This window comes from Azotobacter beijerinckii (genome assembly GCF_900110885.1).
Taxonomy (GTDB): domain Bacteria; phylum Pseudomonadota; class Gammaproteobacteria; order Pseudomonadales; family Pseudomonadaceae; genus Azotobacter; species Azotobacter beijerinckii.
In genome coordinates this window covers 1-20,981 of sequence record NZ_FOFJ01000058.1, presented here as the reverse complement: position 1 = coordinate 20,981, position 20,981 = coordinate 1, and the positions used below count along the sequence as shown (strand labels likewise).

The 20,981-nt window shown below is 56.2% G+C and carries 16 protein-coding genes and 6 pseudogenes; 15 read left to right on the top strand and 7 right to left on the bottom strand.

What is annotated here, in order from left to right:
- Positions 1-49: 49 nt before the first annotated feature.
- Both BMY22_RS18970 and BMY22_RS25430 read right to left on the bottom strand, forming a co-directional pair.
- Entirely contained in the window at positions 50-472 is a 423-nt protein-coding gene (locus tag BMY22_RS18970) for a DoxX family protein (protein WP_090624655.1), read from the bottom strand.
- A 74-nt stretch (positions 473-546) separates the two neighbouring features.
- The gene (locus tag BMY22_RS25430; RefSeq protein WP_139204172.1) at positions 547-858 is read right to left on the bottom strand and encodes a hypothetical protein; all 312 of its coding nucleotides are present in this window, start codon (positions 856-858) and stop codon (positions 547-549) included.
- Positions 859-1,031: 173 nt separating this feature from the next.
- On the opposite strand from BMY22_RS25430, the gene BMY22_RS18960 reads away from it, so the two are divergent.
- Both BMY22_RS18960 and BMY22_RS25005 read left to right on the top strand, forming a co-directional pair.
- On the top strand, positions 1,032-1,271 hold the full coding sequence (locus BMY22_RS18960) for a type II toxin-antitoxin system RelB/DinJ family antitoxin (RefSeq protein ID WP_090624652.1): 240 nt from the start codon (positions 1,032-1,034) through the stop codon (positions 1,269-1,271).
- Positions 1,261-1,335: pseudogene (locus tag BMY22_RS25005) on the top strand (type II toxin-antitoxin system RelE family toxin); the annotation flags it as partial. The gene BMY22_RS18960 and the pseudogene BMY22_RS25005, both read left to right, overlap by 11 nt.
- 63 nt (positions 1,336-1,398) lie before the next feature.
- Here BMY22_RS25005 and BMY22_RS18950 read toward each other — a convergent pair.
- Together BMY22_RS18950 and BMY22_RS18945 are read right to left on the bottom strand one after the other, a co-directional pair.
- Positions 1,399-2,382, bottom strand: a complete 984-nt coding sequence (locus BMY22_RS18950; RefSeq protein ID WP_090624650.1) for a tyrosine-type recombinase/integrase — start codon at positions 2,380-2,382, stop codon at positions 1,399-1,401.
- Positions 2,375-2,632, bottom strand: a complete 258-nt coding sequence (locus BMY22_RS18945; RefSeq protein WP_090624648.1) for a hypothetical protein — start codon at positions 2,630-2,632, stop codon at positions 2,375-2,377. Before BMY22_RS18945 ends, BMY22_RS18950 begins: the two co-directional genes overlap by 8 nt.
- Before the next feature lie 258 nt (positions 2,633-2,890).
- Here BMY22_RS18945 and BMY22_RS25245 point away from each other — a divergent pair, with 258 nt between their 5' ends.
- From BMY22_RS25245 to BMY22_RS18930, 5 genes and pseudogenes are all read left to right on the top strand, one after another.
- Complete coding sequence (locus BMY22_RS25245) at positions 2,891-3,019, top strand: hypothetical protein (protein ID WP_279626380.1); 129 nt, start codon at positions 2,891-2,893, stop codon at positions 3,017-3,019.
- Between the two features lies 1 nt (position 3,020).
- On the top strand, positions 3,021-3,848 hold the full coding sequence (locus BMY22_RS18940) for a peptidoglycan recognition protein family protein (RefSeq protein ID WP_090624659.1): 828 nt from the start codon (positions 3,021-3,023) through the stop codon (positions 3,846-3,848).
- 240 nt (positions 3,849-4,088) lie between these two features.
- The gene (locus BMY22_RS23960; protein WP_143068551.1) at positions 4,089-4,274 is read left to right on the top strand and encodes a hypothetical protein; all 186 of its coding nucleotides are present in this window, start codon (positions 4,089-4,091) and stop codon (positions 4,272-4,274) included.
- A 174-nt stretch (positions 4,275-4,448) separates the two neighbouring features.
- Positions 4,449-5,405, top strand: coding sequence for a hypothetical protein (locus BMY22_RS18935; RefSeq protein WP_090624646.1), 957 nt, complete (start codon positions 4,449-4,451; stop codon positions 5,403-5,405).
- A 48-nt stretch (positions 5,406-5,453) separates the two neighbouring features.
- Positions 5,454-5,631: pseudogene (locus tag BMY22_RS18930) on the top strand (transposase domain-containing protein); the annotation flags it as partial.
- Between the two features lie 329 nt (positions 5,632-5,960).
- Here BMY22_RS18930 and BMY22_RS18925 read toward each other — a convergent pair.
- A complete protein-coding gene (locus BMY22_RS18925; RefSeq protein ID WP_143068550.1) occupies positions 5,961-9,458 on the bottom strand; it encodes a toll/interleukin-1 receptor domain-containing protein in 3,498 nt (1,165 codons plus the stop codon).
- A gap of 295 nt (positions 9,459-9,753) precedes the next feature.
- On the opposite strand from BMY22_RS18925, the pseudogene BMY22_RS18920 reads away from it, so the two are divergent.
- The 6 genes and pseudogenes from BMY22_RS18920 (at position 9,754) to BMY22_RS25000 (ending at position 15,913) form a co-directional block, all read left to right on the top strand.
- A pseudogene (locus BMY22_RS18920) lies at positions 9,754-10,947 on the top strand (IS4 family transposase).
- 341 nt (positions 10,948-11,288) lie between these two features.
- Positions 11,289-11,423: pseudogene (locus tag BMY22_RS18910) on the top strand (IS4 family transposase); the annotation flags it as partial.
- A gap of 138 nt (positions 11,424-11,561) precedes the next feature.
- A complete protein-coding gene (locus BMY22_RS18905; RefSeq protein WP_090624638.1) occupies positions 11,562-11,951 on the top strand; it encodes a hypothetical protein in 390 nt (129 codons plus the stop codon).
- 30 nt (positions 11,952-11,981) lie between these two features.
- Positions 11,982-14,015, top strand: coding sequence for a tetratricopeptide repeat-containing protein (locus BMY22_RS18900; protein WP_090624636.1), 2,034 nt, complete (start codon positions 11,982-11,984; stop codon positions 14,013-14,015).
- 52 nt (positions 14,016-14,067) lie between these two features.
- Positions 14,068-15,255 carry a patatin-like phospholipase family protein gene (locus BMY22_RS18895; RefSeq protein ID WP_090624634.1) on the top strand — a complete coding sequence of 396 codons (1,188 nt, stop codon included), beginning with the start codon at positions 14,068-14,070 and terminating at the stop codon, positions 15,253-15,255.
- 121 nt (positions 15,256-15,376) lie between these two features.
- Positions 15,377-15,913, top strand: coding sequence for an IS5 family transposase (locus tag BMY22_RS25000; protein ID WP_090624632.1), 537 nt, complete (start codon positions 15,377-15,379; stop codon positions 15,911-15,913).
- A gap of 305 nt (positions 15,914-16,218) precedes the next feature.
- Here BMY22_RS25000 and BMY22_RS18880 read toward each other — a convergent pair.
- A pseudogene (locus BMY22_RS18880) lies at positions 16,219-16,695 on the bottom strand (Tn3 family transposase); the annotation flags it as partial.
- A 3-nt stretch (positions 16,696-16,698) separates the two neighbouring features.
- Between BMY22_RS18880 and BMY22_RS18875 the strand changes: the two are divergent.
- Both BMY22_RS18875 and BMY22_RS18870 read left to right on the top strand, forming a co-directional pair.
- Positions 16,699-17,127 (top strand): annotated as a pseudogene (locus BMY22_RS18875) (IS630 family transposase); the annotation flags it as partial.
- A gap of 223 nt (positions 17,128-17,350) precedes the next feature.
- Positions 17,351-19,897: an NACHT domain-containing protein gene (locus BMY22_RS18870; protein ID WP_090624630.1), complete on the top strand. Its 2,547-nt coding sequence runs from the start codon at positions 17,351-17,353 to the stop codon at positions 19,895-19,897.
- Between the two features lie 797 nt (positions 19,898-20,694).
- Here BMY22_RS18870 and BMY22_RS18865 read toward each other — a convergent pair.
- Positions 20,695-20,981 (bottom strand): transposase domain-containing protein (locus BMY22_RS18865; RefSeq protein ID WP_139204446.1); only part of this gene is annotated, 287 nt, incomplete at its 5' end.

Below are 20,981 nucleotides of genomic sequence, written 5' to 3'. Positions count from 1 at the left end.
TGGCGGATTCCTCGGTCGGTGCGGCCCGGCCGGAGCCGGGCGGGAAACTTCAGGCGTGGGCGGTGCGGCGGCTGCGGTAGGCATCCAGGCTCAGGGCGCCGGCGCCGAAGGCGGCCACCTGCAGCAGCCCGCCGGCGATCGCCAGGTTCTTCAGGAAGTGGATGAACTGGTTCTGGTCGCCGAACTGGTTGTGGAAGGCCAGGGCCGTCGCCACCGTGAAGCCGGCCATCACGACGGCGACGAAGCGGGTGCGGTAGCCGAGCAGCAGCGCCGTGGCGAAGCCCAGCTCGATCAGCAGTGCGGCCGCCAGGGCCAGCGTGGGGAAGGGCATACCGGTGCTGCCGATGTAGCCGAGGGTGGCGGCCGGGGCGGCGGCTTTGCCCAGGCCGCTGACGATGAACAGCGAGCTCAGCAGGGCGCGGCCGGCGAAGGCGCTGGCGGTGTGGGTGGCGGTCGAGGTCGAAAGGGTCATGTCCGTGTCTCCTGGTAGGTAGGGGTGCCTTGTTCAGCACCATGAGCACAGATTAGTGTCTCCTCGCGATTCGATTAAGAGGCCGAAAAGCGCAATATCGTCCACTCAAAAGAGACAATAAGCCCCCTCGATGACCTGCTCCGGTTCGTCGCCGGGGTGGACGGGAGGAGTTTCACCGCCTCTTCCAGCGCCACGGCGTCAGCCAGTTGCCTCGCACGAAGCCGGGCCGTGAGAAAAAGCCCTTCAAGCACTATCCGCTGGGCTATCTGCATATCGATATCACCGAGACCCGTACCGCTGAGGGCAAGGCCTATCTCTTCGTCGCGGTCGACTGCACCACCAAATCGCCTCCACACGCTCCTGACCGGCAACGGCATCCAGTTCACCAAGAAGCCTGGAACAGAGGCTTACCGGTCGCATCCATTCGATGCGCTCTGCCGCGACAGGGCATCGAACATCTCCTGAGCAAACCCTTTCATCGCGGAGCCCTAAAACACCTTGCAAAACCGCTGACAGGTCATTCATTGTAATGACAAATGTATTTACAGGAGCCAAGGCTATGGCCTCGATCAATATCCGTATCGATGACGACCTCAAAGACCGCGCCTATCGCGAGTTGGAGCGCCTAGGCGTGACGCCTTCCGAGCTGATGCGCCAGACCTTGCAATATGTGGCCGAGCGCGGCCAGTTGCCCTTCCGCCCGGTACTGATGACCGAGGAGGAGGAGGCTCTGATCGCCACTGTCCGCGAACGGCTGGCCGCTCCCCAGCGTGTGAAGGTTTCGCTGGATGACCTATAGCCTGGAATTCGATGCACGCGCGCTGAAGGAGTGGCACAAGCTGGGCGATACGGTCCGGCAGCAGTAGAATGGTCGTCTTGGCGGACGACCGCGCAAGCCAGCGATTGCCGGCAGCTGACCCCATCTTTTAGTAGCGCACCTTGAAGGTGGGCGAATCTTCCGCCCGCATATGGCGGCGGTCGTAGAGCCGGGTGGTGCTGATGTTGGCGTGGCCCAGCCACTGCTGGACCTTGGCGATGTCGGCCTCGTGTTCCAGGGCGTTGGTGGCGGCGGTGGCGCGCAGGCCGTGGACGCCGAGGCCCTCGACCGTGATGCCGGCCGCCCTGGCGTAGGCCCCGACCAGGGCGTAGATCCCGTCGGCACTGATCCCGCTGCCGGTCCGTTTGCCGCGCAGGGGCAGGAATAGTGGTGCCTTGGGGTCTTCGAGGTGATGTCCCGAGGCCTCCAGGTAGGCATGGATACGCTCGGCGGCGACCGGGTGCAGCGGCAGGTAACGCAGCTTGCCGCCCTTGCCGTGGACTTTCAGGTGCTTGATCCCGCGGCGGTCCTGGAGGTCGTGGACGCTCAGGCGGGCGGCCTCCTCGCGGCGCAGGCCGTGATAGAGCAGCACGGCGAGGAGTGCCCGGTCGCGGCGGCCCTTCAGGGTGGCGGGATCGGGCGCCTCGAGCAGGGCCCGGGCCTGGTGGTCGCCGAGGGCCGGGGTCTTGCCTTCGTTACTCTCGATCCTGGGCCGCTTGACGCCGTGCACCGGGTTGCCGCCGGCGACGGCGTTGCACTCGAGCAGGTGGTCGAACAGGCTGGTGAGGGCGGCGAGCTTGCGGCGGAGGGTGGCCGCGGAGAGGCCGCGCTGCTCCAGGTGCTTGCGCCAGGCGAGGACATGGGCGCGGGTGACGTCGCGGAACTGCTCCGGCGCCTGCAGGCCGATAAAGCCGCAGAAGTCCTCGAGGTCGCCCCGATAGGCGCGGCGGGTACGGGGGTTGTCGAGGTTGGCGAACCACTCGGCGGCGGCCGGCACCCGAGCCAGGTCCTGGAACTGGGCGGCGGTGAGGCGGTGCTCGCCGGCGACCGCCAGCTCACGGGGCCGCTCCTCCCGTTCGAGCGGCTCAGTCATGGCGGTTTTCCCGCGGGGTAGGCGAGCCGCCGAGGGGCAGCGCTTCGACCCGGGCGCGGGCGGTGTCGAAGGCCTCGTTGCCGAGCACGCCGTCCTCGTGGAGGCCCTCGAGGAGGGCTTCGAGTTCCCGGTAGACGCCGTCGCCGTGCAGCGGGCGGAGCCGCAGCTGCTCGAGCCCGGTGAAGACCGTGCCGGGCAGCCGGTCCTGCCGGGTGGCGAAAGCGTGGCGGATGCGTTCGCGGGGGTCCATCGGGTGATCACTCCTGTGCGCGGATCGGCACCAGTGTAATTCATGATAACGGATTTTATCGTGAATAAAAACGCGCCGCCCACACGACGGCCAAGTCCGGAGCGAGCCGCGTGAAATTTTTCGCCAAGGAGGGATGACGGCCGGCGAGCGGGCGTCTAGCGTTGCTATTGACAATAACAGCTACAGCTACAGTTACAGCTGCATCCACGATATGCGGCTAGAGATATGTCCGCCAGACCTAAAAATAGGAGAACAACAATGGCAGACACAGATACTCGCATTGAAAATGAAGACGAAGATGAAGTCGATGGCTGCGGCCACGAAATCAAGGATGAAGACGCCACCCCGGATGAAGATTTGCCGACCGCATTCGGAGGAGTGGAGTGATATGCCTCAGCAATTAACTTGGTTGGCTACCGTGCTTGGGAACGCGGGGCTTAAAGTGGCAGAAGTTCCAGGATGGCAGAATCGTGGTCGTCCGAGTCCGATGGGAACTATCAAAGGTGTAATGTGCCATCACACTGTCGGCCCCAAGAACGGCAATATGCCGAGTCTGAATGTGCTCATTAATGGTCGCTCAGGCCTTCCCGGCCCGCTTGCTCAACTTGGGCTAGGACGTGATGGCACGTTTTACATTATCGCGGCGGGCCGGTGCAATCATGCCGGCGAGGGATACTGGAAAGGTGAGACTAACGGCAACGGCTGCTTTATCGGCATTGAGGCTGAAAATACCGGTGGACACAGAAATCCGCCAGGCCTCAACGATCCGCCTTTTGACCCTTGGCCTGAGGTACAACTGGATGCGTATCGCCAGGGAGTTGCTGCGATCTTGGCTCATATCGGTGTATCGGAGACAATGTGCTGTGGGCACAAAGAATACCGGCTTCCTTTGGGAACTAAACCTGACCCACATACGATTGACATGGATCTATTCCGTAACGAAGTAAGAGCGCTTATGGACGGTATCCTGTCGCCTCGGCCACCAATTAAGAACAGGGATTCGCGTGATCGTCCTACGATACGTCGCGATGGGGCTACCAACCCAAAATTCTTGGTGGAGGAAGTCCAGAAGAAAATCGGGTTTACCGGTCAGCAGGTCGATGGAAAATTCGGCCCTTCGACCGAAGCACGAGTTCGCCAATTCCAGCGTGATCGTAACTTGGTGCCTGACGGCATCGTCGGGCCTAAGACGTGGGCAGCACTGGACTTGTTATAAATCCAAGTATGTAGAGTTAGCGCCAGCGTAATCTGCCATTTCGCTGGACACCATTCATTCATAACATATGACGGTCATAAAAATTGAGTGCACACCTGCCCATGATCCGACTCGATTGAGAATCATATAAATTTGCTCGTACAACAGTTGGTCCAGCAATTCGAAATTGCTGTCCATAGTATATATCCTCTCGAAAGTTCGCAGATGCCTACAACATCAAAGCGATGGTTGTTACAAGGCTTGGCCGACATTGCTTTATCTTGTGCGGTGATTAAAAGGCTGCACCAGTGCGGGCATGAATTCATGCAATTCGGCTGTTTCGGTTCATCCGCTCCGCGCGAAGGTGCCGCCACGGCCTCGAAGCAAGCGGGTGACTTCATCGGCGAGGGCAACTGTCTGGCGAATGCAGGAGAGGTGCGCCTGTAATACTAGAAACGGTCGCTGCGACATGCTCGCGGCGGCTAAAAATGCAGAAAAGAGTGGGTGATCCGATCATTTTTGATCGACTCTTCGCCTTCAAAGTTGGCGGGAGCTGAAGTCAGCCAGAAATACATGGCTACTTTAGACCATTCCTAAAGCAAATTCACGTAGAGAGTTAGTATGAGTCTCACTGCATGGGTAGATGTAGCCATAGGGCTGAGCTTGGTTTATCTGGGTGCCAGCTTGTTCGTGACAGTGATCAACGAGTTTATTGCGCAACTGCTTAACCTGCGTGGAAAGCAACTCCGCGACTCGCTAAAGAGTCTGATTAGCGACGTAGATGTCGCAAAAATCCTTTCGCAGAGCCCAGCACTGAAACCATTCTTCGACTCGCAGACGAAGAAGCTTCCGTCTTATGTTGATCCAAATATCCTCGCGCGATTACTGGTCGGTGGTCTAGCCATCGGTGAGATGGCAGGAAACACCGTCCAACAGGCATCCGCAACTATCGATAAGCTGCCCGACTCCGGACTGAAGCGACAGCTTCAGTCGCTGGTCGTCACCGCAGGGACCACAACCGAGGAGCTGGTAACCGCAGTGAGCAATTGGGCCGACCGCTCATTGACTGCGCTTGGGGGCCGCTATAAGCGTAACCTACAGACGATCAGCTTCTGGATTGGCCTGGGGATCGCGGTAGGGCTCAACATCGACACGATTGCACTGACTGCGCATCTTTACCATGACAAAGAGACCCGTGAGGCGGCCGTGGTGCTCGCCTTGCGGATCACTGAGAAAACGGATAAGGAGACTTTCGAGAAGTGTCTGGCGTTGACGGTAGAGCAGCGCATGAATGACTCATCGTGCACGCCGCTGGCGGGACTGATAGATGCCGTCCAGGGGCGCAGCCAATCCCTCGGCAAGCTGCCGATCGGCTGGTCAGACCGAGCTCTTTCACCTGACGGCTGGATCGTCTGGGGCAGCCGCTTGGTTGGATGGCTTTTAACAGCGCTGGCATTGTCGCTTGGCGCACCATTCTGGTTCGATCTACTTAACAAGGTAGTCAACGTCCGTCATGGCCTATCCAGACCAGAGGTGGAGAAGGGGCTTGGGGAACAACGGAACCGAAACCACACTTAGCTAAAATCGACACGCCCTTGATTCTCTGGAGCCCTACCTATGTTCAGTCTGTTTGCCGGCTCGCTACGCAGCAGCAAGCGTGCGGCTGCCCATCCAATCAGCGCGGCTGAACGGGCATGATCCGTATGCCTATCTGAAAGATGTGCTGACCCGGTTGCCGACGCAGAAGGTCAGCGAGATCACCAAGCTGCTGCCACACAACTGGAAACCTGCCAGCAAAGTGTGATGCTCATCCGCTTACGATCAAGCGGCAGTTCGGCTACACTAGTCGGACTCTCGAAGAGAGATCGACGCTACCGAGCGGAAGACATAAACCCGAATATTTTTCGCAACCACTCTGAAAAATAGAGTATACATAAAAATACTGCTTAATCCACCAACTCATAAATTGCTGCCGATGACAAACTTTACATAATAAATCCGCAATTTTCTCATCGATCTAAAGTATCACCCGAATGCGTTCAGTATCTTGGTGAGCCCTGCAAGTGGTGAAAGGTATGAGCCACTATGAACTGCACGGCCAACGAAGAGCCACCACCGAGACGGTGAAACAGATTACTGTTCGGGGGTCACCAATCGCTTCCGCTCCCGAGCTTCAGTAAGTTTGGCCGACAACGACTCAGGGAGTCTAACTGTGGTTAGCGACTCCCAAAAGCGAATGTCTCCTACTGAGGCACTACGATAGGTTGCGTCAAAGAATTGCTCGCTAGCAATCCTCCAAGGACCATCTCCACTAGCGGGAACGAACATCGGATAAAAGCGGAATTGGTCTGCCTGCTTCCTATGGGCTACTGTAACTCCGTCAGATAAACGCACTATTTCGATCTCACTCGGCTCCCCTGCTGACGCAAGTCGAACGAAGGTATCACCCGCCTCGCCGAAGGTTAAGGCCACGTCATCTTCATAACTCTTGGCGGCAGAGCCGAGCGAGGTCCAAGAAAGACAGTCACCACCACTTAGCTTCCACTTAGCCAAGGCGAACGAGTTGCCACTGCCATCCTTTGGTTTATAGCGGACTATCACTAGGACATTGTCGCCCTCCTCAAAGGCAGACTCAATCTCCCAGACGACCTCAGGCCACCCCCCGGAGGGCGCTCTAAATTTCTCCACATTTGCACCGGTAACGATATCGAACTGCTTCACTGTGGTTGTGGTGCTCGTTTGGTTCCGCGGGTAGATGCCGGTGTTGACCCACATAACGCCGCCTGCAACACGGGTGGTTATCCAGTCAACGTCGGCAGCAAATTCATAGACTCGCCCACTCTCAGCTACGCTGACAGTGTTGCTGATATTACGATGCAGATAAAATCTAGAGAGCACATTGTTATGCGCCAGAATCGCCCAATAGCTTTCATCCTCCTTTCGCCATTCATTTAGAGCATGAGCAGACTGGTTCTCGGAATCGTCAGGAAGCTCGGAAAGAAGTTTGATCAGCCCGCCAGACTGCCCGTCGGATAGCTCAACTTCACCAAATTTGCTCCAGTTACTACTGTCAAAGAACATCGCTTTGTTATCGCTCACGACATGCGTTAATTGAATGCCGATTCGAGCCTTGTGTGCTTGAGACGGGAACGCAACTTTCCGCACTACAGTCTGCCCATCGACCACGTGGAGGCCGTCCTTTGTAGCGATTGCGAGGCTCTTCGTAGATTTGACCCAAGCAATATCTAGGAATTCGGCTCCGATTCCCGACAGATCGACCTCTCTCCCATCTTTCAAGTCGTAGAGACGCAGCTCTTCTTGATCGAACCGCAACAGCGCGTAACGACCAAAAGGACCGAAGGAACGTACGGCCGGAGGATTAAGCCTTCTGAGCCAATTAGAAGGAATTGAATAGCCCGGCTCTGTCGGCACATGGAACAGACGCACTACACCATTCGCATGGAGGATGGCCAGCCGTTTCCCGTCCATGCTGTATGCGAGCCGAATGACCGGCGTCATTCCGATCGCCGAGGCCCCCGCGTCGCTGACATCATTGGAAATCGGATCGGCTACAAGATTAATGAAATGTGGAACTCTCGTCTTCATCGTCAGCTCGGAAATGCTCCAGTGCTCCAGCAGTCCAATCCCATCAAGACTTGTGCCATCTGTGTCCTCGTCCTTAAGGAAAGTACCAAGGGCGGCGAACACTCCGGACGGAGACAGCGCCACTGCTGTGACCGTCTGTCTTTTTGCGGGCGGACTTTGCCAGCGCAGCATGTTCGCTTCGTGCTGAGACACCTGAATCTGAAGATCATTGTTTGAACGCCCCCAGTCAACATCGAAGAGTTCTAGCTGCGTCCCGTATCGAGCGTCAGGGCGAACCAGCGCAACACGGTGGCCATCGTTCGACACTGTGAATGAAAACTTTGCCGCGTCGACCGGTATTTGCGTATTCTTCCGGTTTGAAAGGAGCGGCAGGATTTGCCCGACGATGTCCTTCAAAGACACTCGGGCCTCGTAGGCCCTGAGAATGGTGCGGCTGCCGCTTAATCCATCCACAGCAAATAATGTCACCGTCTGGAACCGATCCGCGCCCTTTACCTCAAGTACGTACAAATCGTTCGCTCTAGGTCCCCAACCAATCTTGGTATAGTTGGACGTCTCTGCACCTGCATATCGTTGGCTCTCAAATGGCCATTCCATCGAGTGCTCGCGGGAAATGGAACCATTGTCTAGGGACAGCCAACGCGCCTGGCCGCCACCTATTAGAAGAACAGCCTTACCCGCAGGATGAGCCTCCACTCTAGTGGCACCATTCCAATAATGCATAGACGCGCCCTGCGCTGGATCCCGCGAATCTCCGAACACCTTTCGCACGTTACCGTCTGCATGTAGCACAAATAGTGGCCACATGCCAGCGGTCGAGGCGAAGTCCACGATGGCCTTGCCCGTCCACATAGGCTCGCCGAACCCGTCCTCCGCGAGGTGATAGACGCTCATGTCCCAGATTTCGCCTAACCCGTGACGCAAGACTGCCATCTCGGACGCTCCCTGAACGTCGGAGATTAGAGCATCGTTGGCCTTAAGCAGAAGTGATGCCTGCACTTGGCCGTACGGTACAGAACGCAAGACGAGCCTCTGCCCAATCGAAGACAGATCCTTAGTAGAGTCGGCGCGATCTAGCATCAAGACTGCCGACAAATCGAGATTGGGACGAAACGGATCAGTCGGATTCGGATAGCTCGGAAGCAGCCTAGGACGGTCACGTGATAGATCCTGCGGAATTAGATTAGTCCATACGGGGTTGCGCTTGACAGCCACTTTGAGAAGTTCAAGCGGGCGCCCCGAGTCCGTTAAGTCATAAGTCGCGAGTGCTGCTTTCAGCGACAACGCTGGATCAGTACGAAGACTTGAAACACCGAATTCGATCGTGGCATTGACAAGCTCGTCAACCGACGCACGATAGGCACTCTCTGCGCTTCGCTGCTGCACTCCGGCGTAGATACCTGCTACAGTGGCAACAACAGCGAAGGTAGTGATAGCCGCCACACCGATGTTTCGTAAGCGCAAGTTCCTTCGATATTCACGTATCTCGAGAACTAGCATGTCAGCTGGGTCGACACCACGACAGCGAGCAACGATCGAATTGACCGCCTGCTTGAATCGCGGGGTCTGCAGGTCTAGGTCTGACTCATGTGTCACCCACGTTAGATCCAAATACAAGGGAACGTACTTAAGATGAGTCTCCAGCACGTCCCTGGGTAGTGCGTCGGTATGATCCCAGTCAACCCTCTTTGACTCAGGATCGATGGCGATGACGTCCTTCGTGAGGACGACAATGAGCTTGTCGGAACGTCTAAGTTCTTCGCACCAGATCCGTAATTCCTCCTTGACCCATCTCGACTCCGCCGCGTCACGTGATGCGAGCAAAATCAAGAACTCCGAATCCCGCAACGCAGCCTTTATGAGGGCGGGAAGGTCGTTGTCCGGGACCAGATGATCCTCATCCCGAAATATCCGCACTGGTGGCCGGAGTAATGGCCTAGCGTATCGTCGAAGTGCTGCGCCGATTCGATGCGCAAACGGATAGACAGCCTGATGTTTGTACGAAATGAACGCTTGGTACTTCATCTGCCCCCCCAACGGACTCAGGCCCCAGCGCGAGCAAAAGCCGCAGCAAGTCAATACCGGCACGCTATGTAATGCTGAATTGACCAAGCCATCTGCGTCACGATCATCACAAAGATAGTCAATAAGAGAGCGCTAGGGAAATCCTGAAAAAGACTTCCCGATTCTGGTGAAATACACTCGATCCCTGAGTAATCCCCAGAAATTTTCCCGGAAAGTCAGAGAGATAAGGCTTGAAGAGGCCTGCATGGGCGGGCGACGTTGGTTGTCGCCAAACAAAAACAGCGTCCCCAGCCCCATGCAGACCGTCCAATTCTTGCACGCCGCCTTCGCCAAGGCACTCCCCACGATCCATGCCCGCCGTCTCGAAGCCCTGATGGCGGCGGTGGCCGCCCTGCTGCAGGGCCGCTGCCTGACCCTGACCGCACTGGGGCGTTCCCTGCCCGGCTCGGCCTAGCCCAGGCATGCGATCAAGCGGATCGACCGCCTGCTCGGCAACCGGCAGTTGCAGGCCGAGCGGGGGTTGTTCTACTGGGTCATGCTCCGCGCCCTGCTGGGCTCGCTCGGGCATCCCCTGATCCTGGTGGACTGGTCGCCGATCGATGCCGCCGGAAAGCTGTTCCTGCTGCGGGCCGCGATCCCGCTGGCCGGACGCTCGCTACCGGTGTGCAAAATCGTCCACCCGCGCGAGGGCTGCCCGCGTTGCCAGAAGCGGCTGCTCGAGGCGCTCGCGGCGATGTTGCCGGCCAACTGCCGGCCCGTCCTGGTCACCGATGCCGGCTTCCGGCGGCCCTGGTTCCAAGCCGTCGAAACCCGGGGCTGGCATTACGTCGGCCGCGTGCGCAATCGCGACCTGTGCCGACTCGGCGAGCAGCCTTGGGGGCCGGTGAAAAGCCTGTATGCCCTGGCCTCGGCTTCGCCGAAACGGCTCGGTTGCGTCGAGATGACTCGCTCGGCACCCTGGTCCACTCAGCTCTGCGTGGTGAAGCATGCGCCGCGGGGACGCCTGCACCGGCGCATCACCGGAACCCTGGCCCGGGACAAACGCAGCCGGCAAAGCGCGCAGCGCGAGCGCGAGCCCTGGCTGCTGGCCAGCAATCTGCCCGAGGAGCGGTGGAATGCCGCGCAGGTCGTGGCGATCTACAAGCGGCGCATGCAGATCGAGGAAGGCTTCCGCGACCTGAAGAGCCATCGGTTGGGGATCGGTCTGGGACTGCATCGAAGCCGCTGTCCGCGGCGCATCGAGATCCTGCTGCTGATTGCCGTGCTGGCCAACTATGCGCTGTGCCTGCTGGGCCTGCAGGCGCGGGAGGCGGGGCACGAGCGGCGATTCCAGAGCAACAGTCTAAAATGCAAGCGCGTGCTGTCGCTGTGGCGGCTGGGACTGGAGTATGCACGCGGTTACGGGGGAGACATTTCCCGGGAGAGGCTGCGTGAGCTGGAGTTGGCCCTGCGGCGGGAGGTCCACCGACAAGCGCAGGAACGGGGGTGATTTTGTGGGGATCACTCAGCGTCTGGGTCTTTGTACATTCGAGGCGTTGCAGGATTGCGCTCCAGAGGTCGCCGCTGGCCGAAAGTGTATGTCTGAGCACACCGACGGCGACTTGACCCTCTGTCAATGCATGGTTCAACTCATGTACCAGCGTATGGGTCTTTCCCTGACCAGCGGGTCCCGTCAGCAGCAGGACACGACTTTGGGCATAGAGCACAAAGGTTTTGAGGAGCAGCCCTTTCAAGGTGTTTGCGTAAACTCTCCCAAGGATCAAGCGGGAGGGTAAGACGATGTGGGATGCAGTTCTGGCGCGCTTCGAGAGGCAGGCACCGGCCAGCGTCATGGCACGTCTGGCGCTGGAACGGGCGATGCCGGCCGCCTGGATCGACGAAGTGTTCGAGACTCACCGGCAACGCCAGTATCCACGCGAGCTGCTGTTTTTCACAGTGATCGAGCTGATGTTACAGGTTTCCCTGGACCATCCCGACCTGTGAGGCGGAACTGAGGGGCAGCCACGTAGGACTCCAGGGTCGGCAGCGGCCGGCTTGAGCAACGGAGCGATCGGAATCGCCCCGGTTATCATTCAGGCTGATGTCATACCGGAGGAAGTGGCCATGGCTGAACGAAGACGCTATCGCCGACGGCCCGACCGCCCGGTAGCAGCGGTGCGGCTGCTGCTGGAGACGAGCGGCTTCATCTACCGAAAGTGGGGTGCCGAGCAGCACTGCAAAGCGGGTGACTGGCTGGTGGACAACGACGGAGACGTCTATACCGTTGATGCAGGGTCGTTCGAAGACACCTACCGCGCCGTTGGTGTCGGAGCCTACGTGAAGACGACACCGGTGTGGGCTGAACGCGCCGACACCGCGGGCAGCGTGGACACCAAAGAGGGCCGCACGCACTACGAGGCGGGCGACTATGTCGTGTCCAACGCTGAAGACGGAACGGACAGCTATGCCGTCAGCGCAGACAAGTTCGAGGCCATGTACGAAGCGGACGATTGAGCGAGCGCGAGAACCCTGAAGGGAGGCTCCATGGGCTGTTTTGTGATTCGCGGCTTTGGCGTGAAGCAGGATTCCCAAGGTCGACGTATCGATTTTGACAAGGTCCACAACGACCTGATCGCACCGGCCTTGAAGGAGTGCGAGCTCAGCGGCGGCACCACGGGCGAAGTGGTCGATGCCGGCAGCATCCATAAAGACATGTTCGAGCTAATCCTGAAGGCCGACATCGTTCTGTGCGACATCACCGTGCATAACCCCAACGTCTTCTACGAACTGGGCGTTCGTCACGCGCTGCGCAAGAAGCATACGGTGCTGATCAAAGCCAACCCGTCGGCCGATACCACCCCCTTCGACATCGCCGGCGCACGCTATACCAGTTACCCGATCGACGACCCCGCAAGCGCGCGGGCCGATCTGGTGGCCGCGATCAAGTCCACGCTGGCACGGGAACGTGTGACCGACAGTCCTGTCTTCCTGATGATGCCCGATTTGCCCGAGGCTCAGTTCGACCATATCGTCATGGTCCCACCGGACTTCGTCGAAGAGGTGGAATTGGCCTGGTCACGGGCCGACAAAGGCTGGTTGCGTGTGCTGGCTGAAGACGTCCTCCCCGAGAGCTTTCAGCGTGAGGGGCTTCGTGTCGTTGGCCGCGCACAGTGGGCGCTTAGGGACATCGAGGCGGCTGTGGACACCTGGGAGAAGGTACGTCAGGGCCATGAGCTCGACCCGGAGGCCAATCTCGCTCTCGCCAACCTTTATGAGCGGCGCTACCGCAGCACGCTCGAGCGGGATAAGCTGCAACGCTCCGACCAAGCCATCGAGCGGATGCTAAGGGGTGACAACGTGTCACCTGCGTATCGCTCGGAGGCGCTGGCGCTCAGAGGACGCAACCTCAAGACCTTATGGCGCCTGGAGTTCGCAAAGCTGGGCACGCTGGAGGAGCGACAAGCGCGGGCCGTCGACAATAAAGCTAAGGAATCCCATGAAGCCTACAAAGAGGCTCTCGAGGTCGACCTCAACAACTTCTTCGCCGGGCTGGCAGCCTACCAAATGGGGTACATCCTCAAGTCGCTGAGCCAACACCCCCGGTTCTCCAACCTGTTCGGCGGCGACAAGAAGAAGGTCTCCCGCTACCTCGAAGACCTTGGCGCCGACCTCGCGGTCCTGTCTGCAGTGGTGAGGAGATCGATCGACCGCGCGTTGAAAGGAAAGCCGGGAGAGAGCCTCACCTGGGCGAAGATCAGCGATGCAGACATGCTCTTCCTCACCCACGCAGGGATGCCGGCACAAACCGATCACAGCGATGTGGTGCATGCCTATCGAAGCGCTGTACCCAAAGGCAGCTTCTACTGGGATGCCGCACGCGGCCAGCTGGAGCTGTTCGAGCAGTTGGGCATCGGTGCGGAGGCGGCGCGTGCGGTGATGGCCGAACTCGACGAGACAAAGGCTCACATCAAGCGTCATCTCGTCATCTTCAGCGGCCACACGGTGGACAGGACAGGCAGTACCCCACCACCGATGCCACGCTTCCCCAACGCGGCGCAGAGCAAAGCGCGCGACCTGATTGAGGCCGAGTTGCGGCGTCTCAAGGGAGAAATCGAGGACCAAGGCGAGGCTCTCCAAGTCCTTGTCTCTGCGGCCCCGGGCGCCGATATCCTCATGTTGGAAGCCTGCAAGGCGCTCGGCATCGAAACGTGGCTTTGCCTGCCTGTGCAGCGCGACGTCGTTGCTCGCGAAGTGTTCCAGCATTACGACGTCGACTGGCATAACCGCTTCTTTGCACTGACCGACGCCCAGCCGGCCGACCACATCTTCGTGCTCAGCGACACCGGTGGACTGCCGCGGTGGCTGCGCACCCGAGCGATGATGACGCCCTGGTCGCGCGGCAACCGGTGGATGATGGCACTCGCTCAATCGTGGGGCGCGAGCAAAGTCACGCTGCTTACGCTGTGGGACCACAACGAAACCGAATCCTCCGACGGCACCGCGGCAATGGTACGTCTGGCGCACAATACAAACCTCTTTATCAGGCACATCGACAGCCGCCAATTGATAGCCGGTTAAACGGACCCACCGCCACCCATAGGCCGAGTACGTGCTGCGAAACGGAGAACCCATGACCAACTATCGAAACTTCGAGCAACATCTCGCCGTCGATGGAAGCCCCAAGCGCATCCTCTCGCTCGATGGTGGCGGCCTGCGCGGCATGATGACGCTGCAGGTGCTGCATCGGATCGAAAGCCTGTTGCGGCAGCGCTTCAATGACCCGGAGCTGTGCCTGGGCGACTACTTCGACCTGATCGCCGGCACGTCCACCGGCGCCATCATCGCGGCCGGGCTTTCGCTCGGGATGACCGTAGGCCAGATCGAGGATCACTACCGCGCGTTGGGCAACAAGGTCTTCATGCGCAGCTTCTGGCGGCGGGGTCTGTTGCAGGACTCCTACGACGCTTCGGCCGTTGCTGAGGCTCTGCGGGGTGTCTATGGCCCCGGCGGGCTGAACCGCACGGATTTCCGTACCGGGCTGCTGGTTGTGGCCAAACGGCTGGATACTGGCAGCACTTGGGTCTTGACCAACAACACTAAGGCCAAATACTTCCTGCCCAATCCGGATCGAGCAGAGACCATACCCAACGGCGAATACCCCCTGTGGCAAGTTGTGCGTGCCAGCACGGCTGCGCCCACCTTCTTCGCACCCGAGAAAATCCGCATCCACTCCAACCAGAACCCCGCGCGCAAGGACATCGAGGGTTTCTTCGTCGACGGTGGCTGCAGCCCCCACAACAACCCGTCGCTGCAAGCCCTGATGGCGGCCACGATGGAGGGCTACCGATTCAACTGGCCGGCCGGCGACAAGAATCTGCTGCTCGTGTCGGTGGGTACGGGTAAGGCCGACCCTCGCGTAGACACAGGCGGAAAATTCGCTGGGTTGGCTGCTGCCCAGGGACTGTTGGCGCTGAAGAACCTCATGGAGGACTGCTCCGATCTGGTGGAGACATTGCTTCAATGGCTGTCTGTTCCTACGCCCACTTCGCGTGAGATCGATCGCGAGATGGGACACGCCGGACCTGTGCCGGGCGGCCACGCGCTGCTCACTTATCACCGTTACAACGCGCTGTTCACGGCCGAGTGGTTCAAGTCGGCGCTGGGCCGGGACGTCGATGCCGCCCACCTCGACACCATGCAGGAAATGGATCGGCCAGAGAACTTGGACGCACTGTGCGAACTGGGCAAGGTGGTCGCGGCGCAGGTAAAGCCCGAACATCTGCCGGAGCATTTTGATAAAGGAGTGCGGATGGGTTGAGCGCCCGCAGCGGCGCTCGGGAGTAGATGCCGCCTCCCGCTCTGCTGCCAGTTGCAACTAGATCACAGGTAAAGCCTAGGTTCTGTTGACGCAAGCCCAGTGCTAAAACTGGGCTTTTGCCATGACTGACAGAAGCCGTCTGAGCGATACCGACTGGTCCCGTATCCAAAGTCTGCTGAGCGCCACGAAGGGGATCCGGCTGACCCGTACTCTCGGCTGTCTCCGCTTTGTCGAGGCGGTGCTCTGGATACTACGCAGCGGCGCTCAATGGCGGATGCTGCCTCGTTGCCTCGGCTCATGGAACAGCGTTTTCAAACGCTTCACCCGCTGGTGCCGGCTCGGCGTCTGGGACCGGCTTCACTCGGTACTGGCTCGGGACGCCGACCTTCAGCACGTCTGCATCGACAGCTCCGTCGTGCGTGCCCATGCCTGTGCAGCTGGGGCGGCCAGCAGTACTGCGGCCCAGGAGGCACTGGGGCGTTCGCGAGGAGGCTTCAGCAGCAAGATCCATGTGTTGACCGATGCGCTGGGGTTACCGATTCGCTTCATCCTGACGGAAGGCCAAGCGGCCGATATCAGCCAGGCGATCCCACTCATGGCGGGGATCGCCACGTCGGCACTGCTGGCCGACACGCCAACCAGCTTCTGGCCTGGCTGAAGGAGCGCCAGATCCAGGCCGTCATTCCCGCCAGACGGAACCGCATCGAGCAACGCTCCTGCGACTGGCATCTCTACAAGGAGCGGCACGTGATCGAGTGCCTGTTCGGCAAGCTGAAGCACTACCGGCGGATCACCACTCGCTATGAGAACTTCCGATCCTGCCGGGCGACTCTACGACGCATTCTCGGATTATGAAACCGCTCAATGTCGAATAGATCCGCTCGTGCTTCATCACGAGTCCGATACGATTGATGAGAAACCCGCTCCTGTCAGCGCCGACGTAAAATGCCTCCTGATCTTGCCCAGGCCGAGGGCGCCGAGCTGGTCTTCCTGGCCCTCGCGGTAGCGCTGCCGCAGCTCGCCGCGCTTGCCGTGGAACACGGCGCGGGCCAGGCTGTGCCGGCCCTCGCCCCGATTCAACTGGGTCAGGATAGCGCGGCGCTTGGACTCGTCGTCGATGTAGGTCAGGGTGTGCAGGGTTTTCTCGATGCGGCTGAACTCGGCCAGCGCCTGGGCCAGCCGGGTGGGCCAGTCGCCGGCCTGGAGCGTGCGCATGATGCCGGTCGCCGGCACCCGGCCGAGCTTGAGTGAGCCGGCCAGGCGCAGCAGGTCGTCCCAGTGCTCGGCGATCAGGTCGAGCTTGACCGACTGCCGGGCCAGGCCGTTGAGCTTGCCGTAGTCCGCGTCCAGGTGCGAGCGCCAGAAACGGGTGCCGCCGACGTCGGCTAGGCGCGGGCTGAAGTGGTAACCGAGCAGGCGGAACAGCCCGAACACCACATCCAGGCCCTGGACGTGGCCACAGGGGAGGTGATCGGGCGTCTGAAACGGCGCCATCGCAGTATCGAGTTTCTCGCTTCCTCAAGGAAGTCGACACTTCTGTAGCGGAGGGAATACCGGTCCATCTGATCATGGACAACTACACCACTCACAAAACAGACAAGATTAAGGCCAGGCTGGCATTACACCCCCGTTATCAGGTGCATTTCACACCAACATCGGCTTCTTGGCTGAACTTGGTGGAACGATTTTTCTCGGATTTGAGTGAGAAGTGGATCAAGCGCCAGGCTCACACCAGCGTGGATGATCTGGGTTCCTCCATCGAGCATTACCTTGATAACTACAACCAGGACCCGAGGTCGTTCCGCTGGCACAAGAAGTGCGGAAGATATTCTGGCTAGAGTGGCTCGTGCAGCGGCGGTACTCGGCAAATAATTATGTATCTAATTTCTGATACACCACACTAGAAAGTTTAGCGATTCAGCGCTTGAGCTGACTCGCTTTCATGATAAACCACCCCAAAGGTGAAAATATCATGACCAAATTAGTCTATTACAACATCTAACTTAGACATAGCCTTTATTTTTGAAGCAGACCCATAGACATAATTATAGGAAAAGAATAAAATTGTACAATTTTATTAAATGCGAGCTTAGCCATGCAGAGAAAGATTTTTATTAGTTATTCCCACAAAGACGAGAACCATAAAGAAGACTTAGAAGACCATCTTGCAACTCTTAAAAGGCAAGGTGTAATTCAAATATGGCATGATCGTAAAATTCTTGCTGGAGACGATTGGAAAGGGAAGATAGATCATCATTTAAATGATGCAGAAATAATTGTATTTCTGATCAGTCCAAGCTTTTTGGCGTCTGAGTATTGCTTTGACGTTGAAGTAAGAAGAGCAATGGAGCGACATGCAGAAGGGGCTGCAAAAATTATCCCAATAATTGTCAGGCCATGTCTTTGGCAGGAATCAGAGTTTTCTGAATTTCAAGTAGTTCCAAGGGATGGACAGGCTATAACTTTGTGGTCCGATAAAGATTCTGCTTGGCTAGACGCTATAAGTGGACTAAAGAAATATATAGATGAATTTTTTCCTATTACGTCTAGTACTTCTTCCCTTTTGTCCAAGGCTGAGGTAATAGTTTCTGCAGAGCAAGAAAGATGGCTTTCCGATACAGAAATTATATTGACGCATAGAAAGGTTGACAAAGTCAAGCTTAACGATATTTATGTTTTGCCTGATATTGAGTTTGAGCGGGAGCTAAAAGAGAAAGATATTGATATTTTAGAATCATCCGTTCTTTATAAAACAGCTGGTCGTTATTTATTGCTTGGTGATGAGCAGCAAGGAAAAACATCCTTCCTGAAAAAGTCATTCATCGAGCTGGCATCTAAATCATATTTGCCATTATATGTAGATGCTACGAAAGTTACAAAGATTGACATTGATAAACTGATTAAGCGGGGAGTTGCCGAGCAATATAATGGCTTGAGCTTTGATGAGTTTATTTCTAGCCAGTCGAAAATATTATTGCTAGATAATTTAGATCAAATAGGGCTCAATGAAAAATATAGAAATATTTTTTTAAATAAACTTGCCGATACATTTGATTGGACTATTGCGACTTGCCGTACAGCGTTTGGTTATATTCGTACTGAGACACCAGCCCTTGCGGGCTATAAGGCTGCAGATCTTTTAGGGTTTGGTAATTATAAACGTGAAGAGATTGTGCTGAAATGGATTTCCTTAGGTATGGAAGAGTCAATTGATGAAGCTATTCTATATTCAAAGTGTGATGAGCTGAAGAAGCAGCTTGATATCGTAATAAAGAGGAATATCGTTCCTCCAAAACCTATTTATATTTTGATGTTAATGCAAATGTTTGAAGCTTATGCTCAGCAAAATTTAGAGCTTACTTCATATGGTCATTGCTATCAACAGCTTATTTACCAATGTTTTGAAAAGGCAAATATCAGTGGAAGGGACTATGAAAAGTATTTAAATATATTGACCGAGATTTCTTGGGCAATCTTCCTTCAAGGGAATGGGCTAAACCAGAAGCAAATAGATGATTTTTTTGATGATTATGGTAGGAAATACCTATCTGTTAATAAGACAGAAGTTCTTGGTAAGCTAAAGGCACATTCTGTGCTATCAGATAAAAGCCGAAAAATACATTTTAAGTATCCTTATATTTACTATTTTTTTGTTGGGAAAAAGTTTGCCGAAGGATATCCTGAGTCAGAGGAAATTAAGGATAAGGTCCAATTGCTTTTGGATAATCTTCATCGAGAAGATTTCGCAAACATTTTAATATTTATTACTCACCACACTAAAGACTCTTGGGTATTAACAAAGATAAAAGAGGTTCTTTCTTCGCTGTTTGATGGGCAGCAGTGTGCAACCTTAACGAAAGAGCAGCTATCTTTCATGGATGATTTTATGCGGAAAATTCCTGAATTAGTTTTAGAACAGAGAGAAATCCAGAAAGAGCGCGATGACCGGAATAAATCTCTCGATATTATGGAGAGGGGCTCACTGGAAGAAAAGCATGAACATGACGAGTCACTTGACACATACTCAAATATAAATAGATCCTTCAAAAGCATGGAGATTGCCGGTCAAATAATTAGAAACCGCCACGCCACAATGACGCGTGACACATTATACGAACTAGCCAGTAGTGGGGCGTCAACTGGCCTTAGGTTTTTGGATTATTTTATTAAAATTTCTGACGCCTCAAAATCAGAAATAATAAACTTTATTGTGAATATCCTTTCTGAATACCCTAATTTAACTAACAGAGAAGTTCAAACTCATGCAGAAAGCGCTTACTTACATCTAACATATAGTGTTATTAATGGTGTTGTAGGGAAAATAGCCTCCTCTATTGGGTCAAAAGAGGCTTATGAAATTTATGAAGAGCTAGCAAAACAAGAGAATACACCAGCTTATACTTTGATAAACCAAGCCGTAGAGCTTCAGTTTAAAAGGATGCTTGATATTGATTCTATCCAAAAAACAATGGATAAACTTAGGGGTAATCCAGTTTGTTTGAGGATTCTAAAGGAAATGGTAATCCAGCATATCTATATGTTTCCTGTTGCATACAAGGAAAAACAGCAGCTTTCTGAAATGTTAGGTATTTCAGTAAGAGGGCAGCATTTAATGGATCAAAATAAGCTTGGGAAAGGATAACGTTGCAATTGAATAAGAGCCTATCCACAAGTAGTACTTATGATGGATAAGTATGCTTCCGAGGCCTAGCGAAGAACACGGCGCAGTTGGTGACGCTATTCGCCCTGTCGAACCTATGGATGGCGCTAAAATATCTGCTGGTGACAGGAGAGGTGACACTAAACTTGGTGGTAGGAGTATCCCAAGATTGGCAGGTGCCCTCCAGTTAAAACCAGGCTCTAAAATGCTTTTGAGCTACTGGATTATGTTGATCGTTCTCACGCTCCCTGTGGGTGCTATCAGAAATGTAGGCAGTGGCAAAATCTGAGTGCAACACCTGACCGTTTCTGGCCGCATCCTGTCTGTTGATGAAACTTTATTGTTCTCCAACAGGCTGGACGAGTTTTTGCCCAGAAAATAGCTCGGCAAGGGAAAGGGGAGAACTCCGGGTATACCCAAGTGGTGCCTGGCCAACAAATTTCCGATTATAGAATGAAGCCAAGTACATACTCCCCGATGCTATGTGCAGTACACACCGACTCGGCCGCCACCCTCCGCTGCGGGGGCTGGCGGGCTTGCCCTTGATAAGGGCGCCTTATCCCAGGGGATAGAAAACCGGCAGCAAAAACCCACCATCAGGGCCGCTCACAGCAGTACGGCTGAGTGTACGGCCGGAGCTAGGCGAGCCCCTCCCCGGTTTCCACCAGCTTGGCGACAAGCTTCGCCACGAGGTGCTTTTCCTCATCGCACTCATAGAAGAGTGCGGTAGCCGCGTAAGTGATCCATGAACCCCGTCTGTTAACGGCCGAGCCGGTCTTTTACAGTGGCGCCGTCGGAGTGCAGTTCCACGGCAGCAGCGCCTCGTAGTCTTCGACGCTTTGCGCTGCCGGCAACCGCTCGAGGATGTGGCGCAGCCAGGCGTAGGGCTCCTGCCCGTTGGCCCTGGCGGTTTCCACCAGGCTGTAGAGCTGCGCGCTGGCCGTCGCGCCTTTGGGCGTGTCGCTGAACAGCCAGGCCTTGCGCCCGATGACGAACGGGCGAATAGCCCGTTCGGCACGGTTGTTGTCGATCGGCAGGTAGCCCGCCTCGGTATAGCGGATGAGCC

Coding starts and splice junctions, on each gene's coding strand:
- BMY22_RS18970 (WP_090624655.1), bottom strand. CDS start 472: ATGACCCTTTCGACCTCGACCGCCACCCACACCGCCAGCGCCTTCGCC.
- BMY22_RS18960 (WP_090624652.1), top strand. CDS start 1,032: ATGGCCTCGATCAATATCCGTATCGATGACGACCTCAAAGACCGCGCC.
- BMY22_RS18950 (WP_090624650.1), bottom strand. CDS start 2,382: ATGACTGAGCCGCTCGAACGGGAGGAGCGGCCCCGTGAGCTGGCGGTC.
- BMY22_RS18945 (WP_090624648.1), bottom strand. CDS start 2,632: ATGGACCCCCGCGAACGCATCCGCCACGCTTTCGCCACCCGGCAGGAC.
- BMY22_RS25245 (WP_279626380.1), top strand. CDS start 2,891: ATGGCAGACACAGATACTCGCATTGAAAATGAAGACGAAGATGAAGTC.
- BMY22_RS18940 (WP_090624659.1), top strand. CDS start 3,021: ATGCCTCAGCAATTAACTTGGTTGGCTACCGTGCTTGGGAACGCGGGG.
- BMY22_RS18935 (WP_090624646.1), top strand. CDS start 4,449: ATGAGTCTCACTGCATGGGTAGATGTAGCCATAGGGCTGAGCTTGGTT.
- BMY22_RS18925 (WP_143068550.1), bottom strand. CDS start 9,458: ATGAAGTACCAAGCGTTCATTTCGTACAAACATCAGGCTGTCTATCCG.
- BMY22_RS18905 (WP_090624638.1), top strand. CDS start 11,562: ATGGCTGAACGAAGACGCTATCGCCGACGGCCCGACCGCCCGGTAGCA.
- BMY22_RS18900 (WP_090624636.1), top strand. CDS start 11,982: ATGGGCTGTTTTGTGATTCGCGGCTTTGGCGTGAAGCAGGATTCCCAA.
- BMY22_RS18895 (WP_090624634.1), top strand. CDS start 14,068: ATGACCAACTATCGAAACTTCGAGCAACATCTCGCCGTCGATGGAAGC.
- BMY22_RS25000 (WP_090624632.1), top strand. CDS start 15,377: ATGACTGACAGAAGCCGTCTGAGCGATACCGACTGGTCCCGTATCCAA.
- BMY22_RS18870 (WP_090624630.1), top strand. CDS start 17,351: ATGCAGAGAAAGATTTTTATTAGTTATTCCCACAAAGACGAGAACCAT.